The sequence below is a fragment of the Streptomyces sp. NBRC 110028 genome (assembly GCF_001417735.1).
Taxonomy (GTDB): Bacteria; Actinomycetota; Actinomycetes; order Streptomycetales; family Streptomycetaceae; genus Streptomyces.
This window is the reverse complement of record NZ_BBUZ01000033.1, coordinates 218,692-235,895: the sequence shown is the minus strand read 5'-3', so window position 1 is coordinate 235,895 and position 17,204 is coordinate 218,692. Positions and strand designations below refer to the sequence as shown.

Here is a 17,204-nt window from a genome sequence, read left to right as displayed (position 1 = left end):
CGTCACAGCGCGGCCACCGTCATCCCGGGTCGTCGTCGTATGGATCCCAGAGTCAGTGGTCCGCTGCGCCCGCCTCCACGACCCACTTCATGGGCTGGCCCGTTATCGCGGCAATCATGTCGTAGTCCTGGTCGTAGTGCAGCACGGTCACCGCATGCCGTTCGGCCGCTGCCGCGATCAGCAGGTCGGGCAGGGACAGTGCGCGGTGATTGCCTTTGGCGATGGCCTGTCGCTGGATGTCTTTGGCCCGGTCCCACACCTCGTCTGGCATCGGAAGGTAATCGAAGCCGGACAGGAACCAGCGCAGACGCTTCGCGTCGTTGTCATTGCGTGCGGAGTACATCACCTCCATCTCGACCGGTCCGCACACAGCCAGTACGCCATCCTCGTGGAGTGGGTCGAGAACCTCCGCCACCTTCAGCTGGCGCCATCGCTGGAGGGCGGAGTTGTCGATCAGGAAGCGCTCACTCACGCCGCGTTCCTGCTGTCGGGCTCCGTCCGGCTGTCATAGGTCAGGTCCAGGTCACCGGACTTAATCGCGTCGATGCCCTCCTGTCGCAGCCGACGCTTGACAGCTTCCTCCATGGCCATACGCACAGCCTTGGCCTTCGTCTTCACGCCGTACAGGCGCATGGCGTGTTCCACCATCTCATCGTCGAGATCGATCATGGTGCGGGACATTGAAAACTCCTCTCGTCGGGCACGGCAACCTTGGAAATGATAGCAGTGTGGGGCGTTGAAATGGTGTCGTTTTAGGGGTCGACGGTCGTGTGGGTGCCGCTGCGGCCTTGAGTGGACAGCACAACCGCAAAGGGGCTCCGTACGATGATCAAGCCTGTGGCCTGGATGTATGGATTGCTGGAACTCGCGGTGGTTGCTGGGCGCGCCACGCCCCAGTAGCGATTTCCTCGACTCCCGCGCCGGGGTCGTGCGGGGCGACTTCCGTGAGGCGCTGAGGGTGTTGGGCGGATCTGATTCCAGGCTGGTGGTGTCGAAAGTGGAGCGGTCGGGATTTCGGGGCGGCTGCGAGTCTCGCTGGGGGTGTGCGGGGTGGAGATGTGCGGTTCACAGCGGTCCGGGTCGGTGGATGGTCGGGTGTTGGCGTGAAGCGTTGTGGTGGCAGGAGGGACGCGTTCGGGAGTCGGATGTTGGGAGCGGTGTTCTCTTGCTCCGTACGGCGACGTGCGGCCCCGAGGGCTCTGCTACAGTCCGGTAGGGATCGTTGCGGAGAGTTGCCACGCCGCTGGGGGGCAAGGGGTCGCAGGTTCAAATCCTGTCGTCCCGACCAGCGTTTTCGCAGGTCGGAGGCCGTTTCCGCGGGTAGCGGAGGCGGCCTTTGTCGTGTCTGGGCAGGGAGCGATGGGGAGCCCTCTGGGAGCCCTCGTGCTCCCAACTCGCGGACGTGTCAATGGTGTCCGATTCGTCCGTCACCCGATCCGGTAGAGCTGCTGCGTCGTACCGGGCCCCTGCGTGCCGTCGTCAACCGTAGGCCCCTGAGGTCACCCCATTGATCTGGATGCTCTCTGCATCGAGAGGCATAAGAACCCCTTGTCGGTTCCCGGCCCCTTTCCGGGTGGGAGCACGGCATCGTGCTCCCCATGCGACAGGGGTGGGGTGGACCTGCCCTTGCCGGAAAACTCATCCGCGCAGGTCACGCGGCATGCTTGTATTCGTGGAGGATGCCGCCGAGGCGATCGTGTCGACGTATGTTGAGGCGGGCTGTTGTGTCCGGGTCGTCGATCGGTGGGGGCAAGGGGTGCAGCGGTCTGGCGTTGGCGATGCCTTGGTGTGGTCGGTGTCCGTTGTAGAACTGCTCGAACTCGCGCAGGGTGTGGAGGAGATGTCGCTGGTTCCAGATCAAGGTCCGGTCCAGGAGCTCGCGGCGGCAGGTCTGTATCCACCTTTCCGTGATCGAGTTCATTCGTGGCATCTGGATGCCGCTGAGCACGACGTCGATCCCCGCGTCCTTGAGGACGGCATCGAAGAGGTCGGGGAACTTCCCGTCCCGGTCCCGGATCATGAACCGTGCTCGGCAGCCGAGGTCTTCGAGGTCCATGGCGAGGTTCTTTGCCGCTTGCGCTACCCAGGAGGCGCTGGGATGCGCGGTGGCGCCCAGGACGCGGATCCGGCGACTGCCGTGTTCGATCACCACGAGCACGTACATCCGTACCCCCGACAGCACGTACATCCGTACCTTCGACAGGGTGACTGTTTTCATGAAGTCGCAGGCCAGCAGGGCATCAGCCTGGCCGCGAAGGAAGCTGGCCCAGGTACTGGAGTTCCGTTCGGGCACCGGGTCGATGCCGGCCTCCTTCAAGATCTCCCAGACGGTGGACGCGCCCACGTTCACCCGCAGCACAAGCAGCTCGCCGTGCAGACGCCTGTACCCCCAGTTCGGGTTCTCCTTTGCCAGCCGCAGCACCAGGGTGCGGATGGAGTGCACTGTGCGCGGCCGTCCCGGGCGTTTGGGCCGGTAGGAGGCGGCATGGCGGCGCGCGACGAGGCTGCGGTGCCAACGCAGCACCGTGGCGGGGCGTACAAGCAGTCGTAGTCTTCGCAGGACGTGCAGTGGGAGCCGGTTCAGCAGCGCTGCCAGGTACGCCCGATCGCTGGGCGTGAACCGGATCTTGTCCTTGCCGAGTTGGCGTTCCACCACGGTGATCTGGTGGCGCAGGGCGAGGATCTCGGCGTCCTTGTCCAGGTCGGACATCGGCAGCAGGCGAAGCATCGCGAACGCGTTCGTCACGCCGAGGTAAGTCAGTAGCAGCAGCACGGTCGATCATCTTGCCGCGGTGAGCGTCAGCCTCGCGAGAGCGCCTGTTTTGGCGACTTCGCCGGTCGATCTCCGGCGCACCGCGCACACCCCCTCCTACCAGGGCGGACGACATTTTCGGCAAGCGCAGGCCCCTCTGCCTTTTCGCCAGTCCGGCCTACACCGATTCTCCCCTTTCCTGTTGTACTACAGAGTTCAAGATCACAGCGATGAGGTCGCTTTCGTGTTGGTCCTCAAGGTCGAGGAGCCCGCCGTTGGAGTCGTCACGGTTGACAATCGCCGCCAGGCTCCTGGCGAGCGGGCAATTCTGACGTTGCCCGCCCAGATGTTCATGCCGCTCGAAAAGCCCCTTGATCACGTCGTCCATGCGCTCGCGGGCCACCGGGTCACCGGAGCGTGCCCGCACTGCCCACCGCGCCACTAGGGACGTCGACACGCTGGGATCGAGGTCTGCCACGCAACTTGTGGCCGGGGGGACTGGATCAGGAGTGCCCCCGCCGGGCTGACTAGAACGCTTGCGGGCGGCCAGTTCGACTTCAGGGTTCTCAACGTACTTAGCGCCGGCGAACTGAGCGAGGGCGGCACGCAGTTCGGAAGTCCGCTTCTTGCGTTCCGGCCACCCAAAGGCGACGAGCAGGTTGGCGATCTTGACGCCGTCGGTAAACGGTTTGCTTCCAATCGTGCCCGCCACGGCTTCAGGCGTGCACCACACGACGAGTTCGGAGTGACGAGTTCGGCCTACCACGCTCACGTGTTGGATGGCATCCCAACGTATGCGGAGGGTGTAGCCGCTTCCCATCCGAAACCGCCTGGTGGTGATGGCCAGATCCTCGCCATCCATGGTGACTGTCTGAGGAGCCCAGAGGCCACCGGCGAGCTTCAGCGTTCCCCCCAGTGCCCCCATGGCCCCCAGGCACAGCAACACGAGTGGGTACCCACTCAGGACGACGTCCAGCCGGCCCCGGGGAATGCTCCAGAAATCAGCGACCATGCCCAAAGAAGCACCGACGACGCCGACAATTAGGCTCAGGAAAAGTATGACCAGCGCCATGGCAAGAAGGAACAGGGAGGAGACCGTGAAGAGGATGGCAAACCCCTCCAGGAAGTCGCTGGCTGCCTTTGCGAACATGTTCATGCCCGCGATGGTCACTCTCTCGGCGTGAGCCTGCTGACTGGCGTGCGGGGTGGGGTTGATCGCGGAGTGGCGTACGGCCCCGATCGGCGGTGGGACGTGCTCGCCAACGTGTTCACCCGGTTCGGGCTCGCCACCTGGCGGGGCAGTGGTTGGTCTGCGCGGAGTTCGTACTGGGATCAGCGGTACCGTGATGCTTTCAGGCTGAATCAGCTGAATTGGTGGTTGGTCAGGGACGTCGGCGTACGCATCGCGATGCGTACGCCGGGCGGGGTACCGCAGCGCCGACACAACTAGGGCGGCCAAGACAGCCGCGAGAACGATCTGTTGCTGCACCAGGTCTAGCCACGACCATGGCGTAGTCGGTGCAGCGAGTCGGAGCACCGCAGGGCAGAGCATCCCGCTACCCAACCCGACCAGCATCGCCCTGAGTACTGGCGCGGTTTTCACGTACGCCGCGGTCGCGGCACCCAGCGCGGCGCCCAGGCTCCCTCCCAAGACGGCGAGACTGGTGGTCGAGGCCGTGGCACAGGACGTGTCGCAGGCTCCACCCCAGTAGGCCGCAGCGAGAACGCCCGCCGGCGGCGCCGCCAAGAGGGCGGCGAGTGCCGCGAAGGCTGGGGCATGCTTGGGGCGGACGCCGTATTGAGCGGGGCTGGCACGACCCACCTGCCGCCAGACATCGCCGGTGAGACGGCGGATCCTCGATGAGGCTTGCTTGCCTTTGCTGGTGTTGCCTCGCTGCGCCCAGACGGGCATGACCAGCGGCAGCATCGTTGCCGGCAGGACAGCCGCGGGCAGGATCAGCAGGTCGAGGACGCTGCCATTGGAGTCCGGCGTGGATTGCGCGTTGAGCGCTGAGGAGTCAAGCTGTTGCGCCATTGCAGATATCACTGTCACCGACAGCAGGAGCGCCCAGATGGGATTGCGCGGCGCCGAGAGCTGGGCCGCCGCATTAGAGGCCATCACCCATTCCAGCCACATTCCCAGCAGCCATCCGGCCCCCGCTAAAGCCAGCAACTTGGCTGGTTGTAGATCCGTGGGGGGCGCGGCATGGGCATGAGCCGTGAACCTGTAGGGCGAAAGCACCAAGCCTGCCGGCAGCCCGACGGCCAGGCCGAGCCGCATGCGGAGGCTGTCTGCCGCGCGCACGGCTGGGTGTGCGCGAAGGCCAGCTGCCGTACGGAATGTTCCCGTCATGAGGGCGAAGGTAAGTACGATGAAGGGCCCCGCTAACCCATCGAGCCATCCGGGCCTGCTCAGTGATTTCGGATCAACGATGAGCATCGTGACGAATGCGCCGCACAAAAAGGGATAGGCGAATCCCTGGCGCAGCAGCAGCCTGCCGCTCTCGCTTAACGCGGCGACGCGTGCGGCGGGGCTTGGATGCGTAGCTCGGCGAAGGATTGTGCTCGGCCACCGGCGTTGGGAAGCGCTGTAGAACGGGTGCCGTAGCGGCTGAGGGTCCGGATGCCAGGTCAGCACCCGTGCATCTGCGTGAAGTTCGCGTGCTTGCAGGACAACGCTTCGGGCGAGCCAGGCCAACGCGGTCAGGCCAACGATCTGCGCTGCGAGCATCCACGAAAGGCCTGGGCCGGAATCCGGAGACAGTCCCGGCGTTCCAATCGGAGGAGTGCCACGCACTATGCCGATGGCGCAGGCGGCCAGGACGGGTGCGACTACAACGACGAGGAACGACCGCCACATCGCAACGGTTATCGCAGTGATGTCTAGATCCCGGTTACGGATATGGGCCAACTCGTGCATTACCACCCTCCAGGCCGTTTCCCGGTCTCGCTCTGAGAGGGCCAGCAGGACACCCCGGCTGAGCACGACGTACCTGCGGAACACATGCCCAAAGGCCAGTCCGTCTATTGCCGGGTTGACAAGGTCGATGAGGATCCGAACTGGAAAGTCCGGCATCGTTATCTCGACAAGACGCTCAAGGTCCGCGCGCGGTTCGTGCGGCGCAACCTGGTGAATAGGCCGCAGCCGTCGACGGCGAATCTTCCAGGAAGGGGCCAGCCAGTACTGCGTGACTGTCAGAAGGCACAGAGACGAGACGGCGAGCAGGCTGCCGCCCCAGGAGTCGTTGGATGGGTGAAGGCTGTGTGCCAGGGCGTCGAACGGAGGCGGAGACCACGTCGCGGGCACCGCAAGCATGATGAGCACCAGCAGGATGAACGCAGCGCTTGTGCCGGACGGAAACAGGAACTGGACGTGCCGCTTCCTCGCATCCATGCTCAACGCTCGGTTGTTGTCAGCTCACTGATCAGCGCGTCGGCCAAGGCGTTTGCATCGGCCACCGGCATGCCAAGTTTGCGCGCCTTGCGGAATGCGATGGCCCGGATCTGCCGTAGCCGGCGTGGGGGAAGCACAGGCAGAGGGCTGGGCACCGCCCTGACCCGCCGACGGAGACGAAGGCGACCCAGCAATCGGGCCGACCAGGAGCCAAGGTCCTTGCCCAAGTCGCTGACCACGGCGGTCACTACGCCAGAAGCAACAGCGGTGACCAGCACCTCATCCGCGCCGGGCAAACCGAAGCCGAGCGGCTCCCGCCGGGAAACCCGTCGCCTCGGACGCTCGCCAACTGCTTGCCAAGTCTGGTCAAACAGCGGCAGCTCATCAGGGGCGAGCCGAGCGACAACACGGCGTCCCAACTCGACAACGGGCAGCGTAGTGGCCATCATGACTCCAAAGTGTGAGCTATTCGCCACATGTTGAGTTCTGAACCTACAAGGCGGTGCAACGCCTTGTACTCGCATTACTTGATAAGGCATTGTGCGGGTCTGTCAAACGAGTGGTGTAACTGGGGCTGATGGGTTACTGACGGGCTGCGGAGAGGCGGCCGTCGAAGGTGGTGTCGAAGGCGTTCAGCGCGGTCTTCCAACGCATGGTCCAGCGTGCCTGGCCCTTGCCGGTGGGGTCGAGGGACATGATCGCCATGTAGACGCACTTCAGGGCGGCCTGCTCGTTGGGGAAGTGTGCGGGTGCCGATACATCATCTGCGCAGCTCAGGTGGCGTGCTGGTACTGGTGGAGCGTTCCGCCGAGCCGGTGTCGTCTGTGGACTTCCAGGTGGGTGAGCTGGGCTTGTTGGGTGAGGGGTGTAGGTAGTGGGCGGCATGGGGCGGCGTTTTTCAGGGCCCTGTGCGGGCGGTGTTCGTTGTAGAAGGCCTCGTACTGGCGCAGGGCGTGGAGGCGGTGGCTCTGGTTCCAGATCAGGGTCCGGTCCAGGAGTTCGGTGCGGCGGGTCTTTGTCCAGCGCTCGATGAGGGAGTTCATCCGTGGTATCCGAACGCCGGTGGTGACGACCTTGAGACCGGCATCGGTCATCAGGGTGTCGAAGGCGGTTGTGAACTTGGAGTCGCGGTCGCGGATCAGGAACCGTGCCCTGCTGCCCGCGTCTTCGAGGTCCATGAGGAGGTTGCGTCCGAGCTGCATGATCCAGTCCCCGGTCGGATGTGCGCTGGCGCCCGGAATTCTGATGCGGCTGGTGGTGTGCTCGATGACGGCGAAGACGTACAGGCGCGCTCCGGTCAGCGTGCGGACTTCGAAGAGGTCGCAGGCGAGAAGGGCCTCGGCCTGGCCGCGGAGGAAGTCGGCCCAGGTGGTGCTCTGCCGTTCGGGTGCGGGTGGGATGCCGTGCTCGCGGAGGATCTCCCAGGCCGTGGAGGCGCCGACCTCGATCCCCAGTGCTGCGAGTTCGCCGTGGATCCGGCGATATCCCCACGAGATATTTTCCCTGGCCAGGCGCAGGACGAGGGCACGGATCGAGCGGATGGTGCGTGGGCGTCCACGCCGCTTGGCTACGCAGGTCGCGGCATGGCGCCGCCTGAGCAGCTCCCGATGCCAGCGCAAGACTGTCTCGGGGCGGACCAGCAGTAGAAGGTGCCGCAGTCTGTCTTTGGGCAGGTGGTGCAGAAGGCCGGCGAGGACAGCGCGATCACTGTCATTGAAGGCAGGCTTGCCGACCTGACGCTGCAAGATCAGCAGTTGGTGCCGGAGCACCAGGATCTCGATGTCCTTGTCTCTGTCGCTCATCGGCAGGAGACGTAGGAACGCCAGGGCGTTGGTCGCGGCGAGGTAGGCCAGACGCAGCAGCACGACAGATCATGATGCCGCCGGGACCCAGAGCGGGTGAAGGCACCTGGGGTGAACGTCGAGGAGAACCGAAGACTTGTGATCAGGTCCCCGACCTGCGCGGATGATGTACCGGCACCCGCAGAGTTCGAGCCCTTGCGCCAGATCACCGGCGTCGTCCGCTCGATCCTCTACTACGACGCCCAGGGCGACGCCGGTCTGACCCGGGGCTGGGTAAGGCTTTGCTGGGCGCGGGACTCGCGGTCCCCTGCCTCTTCGGCTTCGCGTGACTCGGTTCTACGACCGGGAAGGGGCTGCACCGCATCCCTGACGAGGTGACCGAGCCGGAGCCTGTCCAGGCGTAGGCTCGCTCAGCCACTTCCTTGACCAATCTCATCGGTGGTCAACAGGCGAGCTAGCCGTCGGCCTGGAGGGCGGCGCTGCGCTGGTCGAGCCTGCGCAGCGCCATGTCCCCCCACTGGAGATTCTCCCGCTCGAACGACATGCCACGCAGCAGGGTGAGATACGGGCCGATGCGCTCGGCCTCGGCGAAGTACGCCTCCTCCGAGCGCCCGTCGAGCAGGCGCTGGCGGAGTCGTTCGTAGCGGGCGAGCTTGGCGGTGGCCCACTCCATGCGTTCGCTGACGGCCGTTCGGACCGCCTCGATGTCGCCGGCGTCCAGGCACTGCACCTTGACCATCAACTCGTCCCGGATCACGGAAGGTTTGCCCAACGGCTCGGTGGTGTAGGCGCGCACGGCCTCTCGTCCGGCCTGCGTCAGTGAGAACAGTCGCTTGTTGGGTCGGCGCTCCTGCTCGATGACACGAGCAGCGACGAGTCCTTCTACCTCCATGCGCTCCAGCTCCCGGTAGAGCTGCTGGGGTGTCGACATCCAGAAGTTGGCGACCGACGCGTCAAACGCCTTCGCGAGGTCGTAACCGGACGCCTCGCCCTCCAACAGCGCGGCCATCACCGCGTTCCGCAAAGCCATGGGCCTACGCTAGCACCGCTGTGATTACTCAACGAAGTGACCAAGGAGTTACCTCCCTCCCCATAGACGCGCCATGGATTGCCCTCTACCCTCCTCTGCACTTAATCAATTTAGTGAGTGTATGAGAGGTGGGATCAGTGCACCCGTTCCGTAAAGCCGTCGAGAGCGGCGACATGGACGCCGTTGCCGCTCTGCTGGCCGACGACGTCGTCTTCACCAGCCCCGTCGCCTTCAAGCCGTACACAGGCAAGGCGATCACCGCCGCGATTCTGCGCGGCGTGTCCCGCGTCTTCGAGGACTTCACCTACATCCGCGAGATCGCGAACCCCGACGGCCGCGACCACGCGTTCGTCTTCACCGCCACCGTCGCCGGCAAGGAGCTCCAGGGCTGCGACTTCCTGCATCTCGACGAGCACGGCCGGATCGACGACTTCACGGTGATGGTGCGCCCGCTCTCCGCCGCCCAGGCGCTGGCCGAGGCCATGGGCGCCCAGTTCGAGCGGATCGCGGGAGAGGCCGCCGAACAGTGACCGCGATGACCGATTTCGACGCAGTGGTCATCGGAGCGGGCAACGCCGGACTGACCGCCGCCTGAAGAGTGTCTTTATTACCGCACGGTGGTTGACCTGGGGCTCTGCGATCGCCCATGTATGGGCATGATTCCTGATCGTGGGTCTGCGACTGCTCTACTTGATCTTCTGCCGACTGCTGGGCTGCCTCCTCTTGTTGGGCCGGTCGGCCGCCGCGAACAACGCCGAGATCCTTGTGCTTCGGCATGAGGTTGCTGTGCTGCGTCGACAGGTCCAGCGGCCGCGGCTTTCATGGGCTGACCGTGCCGTGCTCTCCGCTCTCGCCCGGCACCTGCCACCTGCCTTACGCCGCCATCGGCTGGTCACCCCGGGCACACTGCTGACCTGGCACCGCCGTCTGGTGCGCTGGAAGTGGCACCAGACAGCGGTCGGACCCGGCCGGCCACCGCTGGCGGAAGAGACAGTCGCGCTCATCCAGCGCCTGGCGAGAGAGAACCCGACCTGGGGATACGTCAGAATCCAGGGTGAACTTCGACGGCTTGGCCATCGGGTCACAGCCGCCACAGTCCGGCGCGTTCTGCGCCGCTCCGGCCTGCCACCCGCACCGCAGCGCGCCTCCGAGCAGACCTGGCGCTCCTTCCTCCGTTCACAGGCTCACACGCTGCTCGCCTGCGACTTCATGCACGTGGAGACCGTCTTCCTCCGACGTCTCTATGTCTTCTTCGTCATGGAGATCGCCACCCGGCGCGTTCACGTCCTGGGTGTCACCGCCCATCCGACCGGTGCTTGAGTCACCCAACTCGCCCGCAATCTGCTCATGGACCTTGAGGAGAGGGCTGGGTGTTTCCGGTTCCTCATCCGTGACCGGGACAGTAAGTTCACCGCCGCATTCGACGCCGCCTTCACCGGCAACGGCACAGCCGTCATCCCGACCCCGCCGCAAAGCCCACGGTCAAACGCATTCGCCGAACGATGGATACGCACAGCCCGCACCGAGTGCACCGACCGACCCCTCATCACCGGCGAACGGCACCTACGTACGGTCCTGACCAGGTACGCCGAGCACTACAACACCGGACGAGCCCACCGCAGCCTCAACCTACGAGCCCCAGACGACCACCCGAACGTCATCCCCCGGCCCGCCGTCACGGTCAGGCGCCGACAGGTACTCGGCGGACTGCTCAACGAGTACCACACCACGCCACCCCGACCGCCTCACCATCCACAGGAAACGCCCAGCTCAGCAGCCTGATCGGAATATTGACACCCTTCAGAGTGGTGAATCGGCCGTCGGGTAGTTTGCGCAGCCAGCCGCGTTCGACGAGTCTGACCAGCTTCCCACGCTGCGGCTCCAGCTTGCCCCGCACGCTGACGTCGATTCCCAGCGCGCCACCGACCTGCTGGGCCATGACCGGACCGGTGGCCTGCCGCACAGCGGCGAGAATGCGCTGGTAGTCCGGCGGAAGGGTGGTCTCCTCCATGCCTGAGGTGCGGTGCGGGATCAGCATCACCGCACGTCCGCCCACCTGCCCGAGCGCTGGCGCGACAGAGGCTCGCTCGTCGGCGAGCTGTTCACTCATCCGCTCAAGCACCCGCTCCGCGACGGCGAGCTCGTCCCGCTCGGCCCGCACCTCCGACAACTGCTTAACCAGCTGTTCTTCGAGTTCGTCCAGCTCGGCGCGCCGCGCCGTGATCCGTTCCAGCAGCTCGGGATCCAGCATGCACCGGATCGTACGTCGCAAGCTCCGTCCACGGCGGCCGTGGCGGCGCCGGAAAGTACCGCCTGGATCTGTCGACGAGGAGCGGTGACTTGACTGTGAAGTCAGCAGCCTAGTCTGTGGCCGGATAGGGTCACCCGGTCACTTCGAGCAGCGACCCGCGACTCAGCCGCTGACGGACGATCTACTCCGCAGGCTGCCGCCCATGACCAGCGTAAGCACCCCGGAAGACCGTCACACCAGCCCCTCGACCTGCGTCTTCAAGTTGGCGGAGGCTCAGTGCTCAGCGCCTCGGACGGTAGGTCGCGATGATCACTCCGCTGCTGGTCGGCTGAGCGCTGACCAGCTCCAGCTTCTTCAGGGTGGCGTCGTCGGCGAACAGCTTCTTGCGGCCCTCGCCGGCCACCACCGGGTGGATCAGCAGTACCAGTTCGTCCAACAGGTCCTGCTCCAGAAGCGAACGCACCAGCGTGGGGCTGCCCGCGACGGTGATGTCCTTCCCTTCGCCCGACTTGAGCTCCTCGATCGCGGCCGGCAGATCGCCGTTGATGAGCGTGCTGTTCGCCCAGTCGTCCACGCTGTCCAGCGTGGAGGAGACGACGTACTTGGGCGAGTCATTGATCCACTTGGCGAAGCCGGCGTCCTCGCCGTCGGTCACCGTCGGCCAGTAACCGGCCCACTCGGTGAAGGTCGCCCGGCCCAGCAGAATCGTGTCGGCCGTCTCCAGCGTCTTTCCCAGCGCCGCGCCCATCTCCTCGTCGAAATCGAACTGCCACTCGTTCGGCGACTGGGCGACACCGTCGAGCGAGACGAACAGACCCGAAACAACCTTGCGCATGATTCCTCCGTGATGAGTTCGGGGTCCTCTGCCCGGTCCCGGCCGAATAGCGCTCCGGCCGGGGCGGGCCGACCCCGTCGGCTACGTCAGGAAGACTATGCGGGCACCGGGGAGGAGGGCTTGTACAGAAGCGACAGCGGCTCCGTCCTGCCCGGAGCACTCAGCTGAGTGGCGGTCCGGCCGATGAACCGGGTCAGGGACCGCGCCAGGTGCGGCTGGTCGAAATAGCCCAGCTGATGCACGACGTCCTGCGCCGGCACCCCCTCCTGGATCAGAACCGCCGCCTCGCGGGCACGGTGGATCTGCCGGATGGCACCCCGGGTGAGGCCCGTCGCCGCGACGAAACGCCGCTGGAGGGTCCGCTCGCAGACGTCGGGGGCCGCGCCGCCGAGCACCGCGGGCACGATCGGGTCGCAGTCCACGATGCTCTCACGCACCATGCGCCGCACGAACGCCTCCGCATTGTCGTAATCGGGCACGTGCCAGGCGGAACCCTTCAGCCACACGGAGCGCCGCGTCACGTCGGGGATCTCCGTGCTGCCACCCACAAGCCGGCTGATCGGCACGTGAGGCATCGAGGTGCCGAGAGCGAAGCTGATACCGAAGAACGTGGCGTCCTTGGGAACGGGAGCCAGACAGGCCCTGGGCTCCGGGCCCAGCACGGCCGCCTGCACCTGGCCGTCGTGCTCCCAGAAGACAAGCTCCCAATGCGACGCCGCGATCGACGTCATCCGGCCAACCTCGATGCTGCGGCTGCGCCATACCCTCTCGATGTACGGCAACTCCGACGGCCGACTCTCGATCTCCAGACCCAACCGGATCGCCCCCATTCACCGCCACCTGCGCGCCAGTGTGTCACGTCGCGCGGACGGCCAAAGCTCGTGCGAGATGCGCGCGGGGGAGGATCCGCGCGGCTCGGCCCGAGCGCGGCCTGCGGCCCGATGCCCCAGGGCTCATGTGGAAGCCCAACTACATCGAGCCCAGCCTTGTTCGCCACCAGATCCGAGTCGGCCCCGCGGCAGGTAGCGGCCCCACCTCACGGATGAGAGCAGCCGGCTTCACTGTCGGAAAACGAACGTCTGCCGACACTTGAACCTGTGATCACAACCCCGCAGGTGGGCAGTGTCGGCAACTCGCGTCGGAAATCAACGTCGGAGAACGGTCCGGCCGATGGATTCCGACACATTCTCATCGGCTACGCGCGAGTCTCGACCGCCGACCAGTACCCCGATCATCAGATCGACGCCCTGCTGCGGGCCGACGTCGACCGTGACTACATCCACGTCGACACCGCGAGCGGCGCGAAGGCGTCCCGCCCGAAGCTCGACCTCGTCATGCAGATGCTCGTCGACGCCCGTGAGCGGGCAGACCGTCCGGAAGCCGGTTCGCCTGTCAACAACGTGCTGACCCGCAACATCTAGAGGATCTCGAAGTGCCCGAATCGTGCGGAGTCGACGGCGTGGAAGTGCCTGGCGTCGAGGGTCGCGATCTTGGGGGTGTTCAGGCGCTCTGCCGCGGCCATGACCGAGGCGTCGGTGATGCCGAGTGGGAAGTCGTGGTAGCGGCCGACGAGCTCGGCGATCCGGGGCCAGTCCCGCGCTTCGACAGGTTCGACCTGAAAGGCGCCTGCGGTGATGTCTTCGATGAGGGCGAGCTCGGCTTCGGCAGCCTTCTTGGCGCCGACGGCGCGCTTGACCCGGGTGTTGATGAAATAGGAGACCTCTGCCAGGACGAGCTGAGGGATCACGAGCTCGCCGTCGAAACTCTCCAGTAGGTCGGCGCAGCGGGCGTGGTCAGGGTCGTTCGCGGAGAGTTAGGCGAAGACGGGTCCCGCGTCGACGATCAGCTTCACGCGTCATCCGCTTCGCCACGCATGTATGCCTTGAGGTCGCGGGCGTGGGGTGCGCTGCTGCCGACGTGCAGCACGCCCTTGCCGCGGAGGGCGCGGACGGGGCGCGAGACGACGAGTTTGGTGAGTTCCTTGGTGACCAGCTCGTCCACGGTGATGCCCTGGGCCGCCGCCAGCTGGCGCAGGCGGGCCTCAAGGTCTTCGGGCACCTGAATCGACATGCGGCCAGGATATCGCGGGGCGCGCTTCGGGAGGTGCCTACTGGGGGCGCATCGGCGCGAAGCTGCCTCAGGCGGTCAGAAGAGCTTGGTACGGCCGTGCACAACCCTGAACGAATCGCTACTGTTCGCAATGGAATGTCGCAGAGAGTTGCCGCGCGGCTGGGGGTCAAGGGGTCGCAGGTTCAAATCCTGTCGTCCCGACCAGCGTTTTCGCAGGTCGGAGGCCGTTTCCGTGGGTGGCGGAGGCGGCCTTGACCATGTCCGGGCTGGGGGCAAGTGGGAGCCCTCTGGGAGCCCTCGTGCTCCCAACTCGCAGACGTGTCAACGGTGCCCGATTCGTCCGTCACTCGATCCAGTAGACCTACCGCGCCGCACCGCGCCCCTGTGTGCCATCGTCAACCACAGGCCCCCGACGTCACCCGATCGATGCGGATGCATTCTGCATCGAGAGGCATAAGGACCCCTTGTCGGCTCTCGAGCACCTTTCGGGGTGGGAGCGCGGTGCCGCGCTCCCCATGCGACAGGGGCAGGGGAGACCGCTGGTGATCCCTGCGGGCAGGTTTCCGCAGGCAGCCCGTACGTGGGGCATTCGGCCGCCGTGGACGGGCTGCGTCAAGGGGCGGCAAAGCCCCTTGTCGTCTGCCGGCAGATAGGGCACTTCCAGGGCGTGAGCGCTGTATCCGGCTCTGGAGCGCCGTAACGAGACAGCCTTGCGGGGCCTTGCCGGAATAAATAGTGTGCCAAGCGAGTGAGGGGATGGCGCCGATGAATGCAAGCGCTGGGGCAGTAGCGATCGGAGGGGGCCGTATGCCGGCACTGTCGCGTTATTGGGGCGTGGGTGTCTGACGGTGTGTCGGGGCATGGTGGGCCCGGATGCCGGTCTGTGCTCAGGCCGCGGTAGGCCGACCCGGCTTCGTTCACGTGCAGCGGCTTCGGGGCAGGCATCGTCTGGGCTCCTCTCATGAGACCCATCTGACCCCTGTCACCCTTCCCGCATCCCGGGGGAACCTCAGCAGCGTAAACACCCGCTGTCCAGTTCGGGGGGAAACTTCAGTCGTGTGACATGGGGCTACACGGTATTCGCACAGTGACAAGAAGGCCGCCGGCCGGTCGCGCGGTCACGCCCAAGGGCCAGCTGTGTCGCTCCGCGATGTGGGCGACCAGCGCGGCGCCCAGCCCGCGTCCAGTTCTGCCGGTGACACTGACCGTCCGGCCCTCGGCTCGGTAGAACGGCTGGGTGACCTGGGCGGCCTGTTCGGGAGAGAGGGCGGGTCCGGAGTTGCTGATGCTGAAGAGGGCCTGCTCGGCGTCGACCGTGAGGCTGACGTCTACCGTTCCCGGCTTCGTGTTGTGCTGGATGGCGTTGCTGACGAGATTGTCCAGCATCAGTCGCAGGAGTACCGGGTCGGCCTTGACCGGGGCCGGAGGGGTTGGGGTAAGTCGTAGCTCGACGTCCACGACAGCTGCTTGGGGCCGTTGTTCACTCAGCACCTGCTGGATCACGGCGTCCAGCGCGACCGTCTGCCGGTTGAGTTCGCCGTCTTCCGCTGCTGCAAGATCGAGGAGTGCCGTCACTGTCTGTGTGCTGCGGGTGCTGAGCTGGCGGAGATCAGTGAGCAGGTCGTGCATATGGCCCGGATTCGGGTCTCCCAGGGCGACGTCGATAAGCGCCTGGCTGGCCGCGAGCGGTGTCTGGAGCTCGTGCGAGGCGTTGGCGGCGAACTGGCGCTGGGTGTCGAAAGATCGCTGCAGTCGGGCCAGCATCCCGTTGAACGTGCGGGCCAGGCTGGTGACCTCGTCGGGCGGGCCATCCACGTCCACGTCCACGCGGGAACTGAGGTCGCCCGCGACTGCGCTGCGTGCTGCGGCGTCGATTTCGGCGAGGGGTGCCAGAGCACGGCCGACCGCTATCCGCATGAGCAGGGCACCGATCACGATGACGATGAGAAAGGCGAGAGAGGAGAAGATGGCCAGGAGGCGCAGGAAATCAGCGGGGCTCGACACGGTGGTTGGAACACTGGAGGACCTGGCCGAACTCGGTGCCTGACCCGGGACGAGCGTCACATCGACCGGGGTGAGGGTGTACCGCGGCACGTAGGCCATAAGAACCACCACCAGCACGATGAGCAGGGCGGCACTGATGGTAAGCAACGCACCGAACACGATAGTGACCCGCGCCTTCACCGAGAATCGCCGAGAGGTCATCGGGCGGAGTCCTGATCTTTCTGAGGACATGAGGCCTGCTCGGTGATGATGCGGTACCCAGCGCCGGCGATGGTCTCGATGGGCCAGGGGCGGCCGAGCTTGCGACGCAAGGCGGAGATCACCACCCGGGGAGAGTTGGTGAACGGATCGGCGTTCCGGTCCCATGCCTTGGCAAGAAGTTCCTCGGCACTCAGCACTCCGCCGCCTGCGCGCAGGAGCTGCTCGAGGACGGCGAATTCCTTGTTGGTCAGGCTCAGCGGGGCGCCGGAGCGAGAGACCTGGCGGGTGAAGGGGTCAAGGCTCAGGTCACCGGCCCGGAGCAGCGTAGGGAGTCGAGGCCCCGTACGTCGCGAGATCGCCCGGAGCCGGGCAATGAGCTCAGGAAACTCGAAAGGCTTGGCCAGGTAGTCATCAGCACCGAGTCGCAGACCCTCCACGCGGTCATCCAGCCGACCAGCGGCGGTCAGCATCAGCACCCCTACCTGCGGGTACGCATGAACGGCGCGACGGCACACCTCATCACCATGCACGACCGGGATATCACGATCGAGAACCATGGCGTCATAGTTGTTGAGCTCCAGCATCTCCAGAGCTGATCCGCCGTCACCGGTCGCGTCGACCGTCATCGAGTCTCGCTGCAGACAGATCTGCAGCGCCTTCGCGAGCAGAGGCTCGTCCTCGACCACAAGAACTTTCACGTCCCTGCTCCTCTCGTCCCCCGCGCCACTTCCGAACTCTCCCCTTCGTAACGGGCCCCAGCAATAGCTTCGCAGACCGCCATACCCAGTGCCGGGGCAGCCGCCCCGGCACCGAGCTACCTCAAGCAACGCAAGATCAGGGGCGGTACGTCTCGTCGCCCGCAGGC

15 protein-coding genes and 3 pseudogenes are annotated in these 17,204 nt (G+C 65.6%); 3 read left to right on the top strand and 15 right to left on the bottom strand.

Annotated features, from left to right (window positions below; translation table 11 throughout):
• Positions 1-52: 52 nt before the first annotated feature.
• The 8 genes and pseudogenes from ASC60_RS26490 to ASC60_RS26465 form a co-directional block, all read right to left on the bottom strand.
• Positions 53-472 carry a PIN domain nuclease gene (locus ASC60_RS26490; protein ID WP_055555170.1) on the bottom strand — a complete coding sequence of 140 codons (420 nt, stop codon included), beginning with the start codon at positions 470-472 and terminating at the stop codon, positions 53-55.
• A complete protein-coding gene (locus tag ASC60_RS26485) occupies positions 469-681 on the bottom strand; it encodes a type II toxin-antitoxin system VapB family antitoxin (RefSeq protein WP_055555168.1) in 213 nt (70 codons plus the stop codon). Before ASC60_RS26485 ends, ASC60_RS26490 begins: the two co-directional genes overlap by 4 nt.
• A 970-nt stretch (positions 682-1,651) precedes the next feature.
• A complete protein-coding gene (locus ASC60_RS26480) occupies positions 1,652-2,773 on the bottom strand; it encodes an integrase core domain-containing protein (RefSeq protein WP_055555166.1) in 1,122 nt (373 codons plus the stop codon).
• Positions 2,774-2,930: 157 nt separating this feature from the next.
• Positions 2,931-6,146 carry a M48 family metalloprotease gene (locus ASC60_RS26475; protein ID WP_055555164.1) on the bottom strand — a complete coding sequence of 1,072 codons (3,216 nt, stop codon included), beginning with the start codon at positions 6,144-6,146 and terminating at the stop codon, positions 2,931-2,933.
• 2 nt (positions 6,147-6,148) lie between these two features.
• On the bottom strand, positions 6,149-6,595 hold the full coding sequence (locus ASC60_RS41795; protein WP_159043325.1) for a hypothetical protein: 447 nt from the start codon (positions 6,593-6,595) through the stop codon (positions 6,149-6,151).
• Positions 6,596-6,728: 133 nt separating this feature from the next.
• A pseudogene (locus ASC60_RS39855) lies at positions 6,729-6,905 on the bottom strand (IS256 family transposase); the annotation flags it as partial.
• A 14-nt stretch (positions 6,906-6,919) separates the two neighbouring features.
• Positions 6,920-8,011, bottom strand: coding sequence for an integrase core domain-containing protein (locus ASC60_RS26470; protein WP_055555162.1), 1,092 nt, complete (start codon positions 8,009-8,011; stop codon positions 6,920-6,922).
• A 391-nt stretch (positions 8,012-8,402) separates the two neighbouring features.
• Positions 8,403-8,978 carry a PadR family transcriptional regulator gene (locus ASC60_RS26465; protein WP_055555161.1) on the bottom strand — a complete coding sequence of 192 codons (576 nt, stop codon included), beginning with the start codon at positions 8,976-8,978 and terminating at the stop codon, positions 8,403-8,405.
• 137 nt (positions 8,979-9,115) lie between these two features.
• On the opposite strand from ASC60_RS26465, the gene ASC60_RS26460 reads away from it, so the two are divergent.
• Both ASC60_RS26460 and ASC60_RS44180 read left to right on the top strand, forming a co-directional pair.
• Positions 9,116-9,508, top strand: a complete 393-nt coding sequence (locus ASC60_RS26460; protein ID WP_055555159.1) for a nuclear transport factor 2 family protein — start codon at positions 9,116-9,118, stop codon at positions 9,506-9,508.
• A gap of 139 nt (positions 9,509-9,647) precedes the next feature.
• Positions 9,648-10,760, top strand: a pseudogene (locus tag ASC60_RS44180) (integrase core domain-containing protein).
• Here the strand turns inward: ASC60_RS44180 and ASC60_RS26450 are convergent.
• From ASC60_RS26450 to ASC60_RS26440, 3 genes are all read right to left on the bottom strand, one after another.
• The gene (locus tag ASC60_RS26450; protein WP_234357143.1) at positions 10,690-11,229 is read right to left on the bottom strand and encodes a hypothetical protein; all 540 of its coding nucleotides are present in this window, start codon (positions 11,227-11,229) and stop codon (positions 10,690-10,692) included. The pseudogene ASC60_RS44180 and the gene ASC60_RS26450 sit on opposite strands and share 71 nt — an antisense overlap.
• Positions 11,230-11,509: 280 nt before the next feature.
• Positions 11,510-12,064, bottom strand: coding sequence for a dihydrofolate reductase family protein (locus tag ASC60_RS26445; RefSeq protein ID WP_055555157.1), 555 nt, complete (start codon positions 12,062-12,064; stop codon positions 11,510-11,512).
• A gap of 95 nt (positions 12,065-12,159) precedes the next feature.
• Positions 12,160-12,894, bottom strand: coding sequence for a helix-turn-helix domain-containing protein (locus tag ASC60_RS26440; RefSeq protein ID WP_199831057.1), 735 nt, complete (start codon positions 12,892-12,894; stop codon positions 12,160-12,162).
• A gap of 267 nt (positions 12,895-13,161) precedes the next feature.
• Between ASC60_RS26440 and ASC60_RS43290 the strand changes: the two genes are divergently transcribed.
• On the top strand, positions 13,162-13,485 hold the full coding sequence (locus ASC60_RS43290) for a recombinase family protein (protein ID WP_055555155.1): 324 nt from the start codon (positions 13,162-13,164) through the stop codon (positions 13,483-13,485).
• Here the strand turns inward: ASC60_RS43290 and ASC60_RS26430 are convergent.
• From ASC60_RS26430 to ASC60_RS26415, 4 genes and pseudogenes are all read right to left on the bottom strand, one after another.
• Positions 13,482-13,859, bottom strand: a pseudogene (locus ASC60_RS26430) (type II toxin-antitoxin system VapC family toxin); the annotation flags it as partial. The gene ASC60_RS43290 and the pseudogene ASC60_RS26430 sit on opposite strands and share 4 nt — an antisense overlap.
• Before the next feature lie 53 nt (positions 13,860-13,912).
• Positions 13,913-14,134, bottom strand: a complete 222-nt coding sequence (locus tag ASC60_RS26425) for a hypothetical protein (RefSeq protein WP_055555153.1) — start codon at positions 14,132-14,134, stop codon at positions 13,913-13,915.
• A gap of 1,050 nt (positions 14,135-15,184) precedes the next feature.
• On the bottom strand, positions 15,185-16,339 hold the full coding sequence (locus ASC60_RS26420) for a HAMP domain-containing sensor histidine kinase (RefSeq protein ID WP_055555151.1): 1,155 nt from the start codon (positions 16,337-16,339) through the stop codon (positions 15,185-15,187).
• Positions 16,336-17,037 carry a response regulator transcription factor gene (locus ASC60_RS26415; protein WP_055555149.1) on the bottom strand — a complete coding sequence of 234 codons (702 nt, stop codon included), beginning with the start codon at positions 17,035-17,037 and terminating at the stop codon, positions 16,336-16,338. Before ASC60_RS26415 ends, ASC60_RS26420 begins: the two co-directional genes overlap by 4 nt.
• Between the last annotated feature and the right edge of the window lie 167 nt (positions 17,038-17,204).

What these genes read in the sequence shown, in the direction of transcription:
- ASC60_RS26485 (WP_055555168.1), bottom strand. Translation starts at nt 681, where the DNA reads ATGTCCCGCACCATGATCGATCTCGACGATGAGATGGTGGAACACGCC.
- ASC60_RS26475 (WP_055555164.1), bottom strand. Translation starts at nt 6,146, where the DNA reads ATGGATGCGAGGAAGCGGCACGTCCAGTTCCTGTTTCCGTCCGGCACA.
- ASC60_RS41795 (WP_159043325.1), bottom strand. Translation starts at nt 6,595, where the DNA reads ATGATGGCCACTACGCTGCCCGTTGTCGAGTTGGGACGCCGTGTTGTC.
- ASC60_RS26465 (WP_055555161.1), bottom strand. Translation starts at nt 8,978, where the DNA reads ATGGCTTTGCGGAACGCGGTGATGGCCGCGCTGTTGGAGGGCGAGGCG.
- ASC60_RS26450 (WP_234357143.1), bottom strand. Translation starts at nt 11,229, where the DNA reads ATGCTGGATCCCGAGCTGCTGGAACGGATCACGGCGCGGCGCGCCGAG.
- ASC60_RS26445 (WP_055555157.1), bottom strand. Translation starts at nt 12,064, where the DNA reads ATGCGCAAGGTTGTTTCGGGTCTGTTCGTCTCGCTCGACGGTGTCGCC.
- ASC60_RS26440 (WP_199831057.1), bottom strand. Translation starts at nt 12,894, where the DNA reads ATGGGGGCGATCCGGTTGGGTCTGGAGATCGAGAGTCGGCCGTCGGAG.
- ASC60_RS26425 (WP_055555153.1), bottom strand. Translation starts at nt 14,134, where the DNA reads ATGTCGATTCAGGTGCCCGAAGACCTTGAGGCCCGCCTGCGCCAGCTG.
- ASC60_RS26420 (WP_055555151.1), bottom strand. Translation starts at nt 16,339, where the DNA reads ATGACCTCTCGGCGATTCTCGGTGAAGGCGCGGGTCACTATCGTGTTC.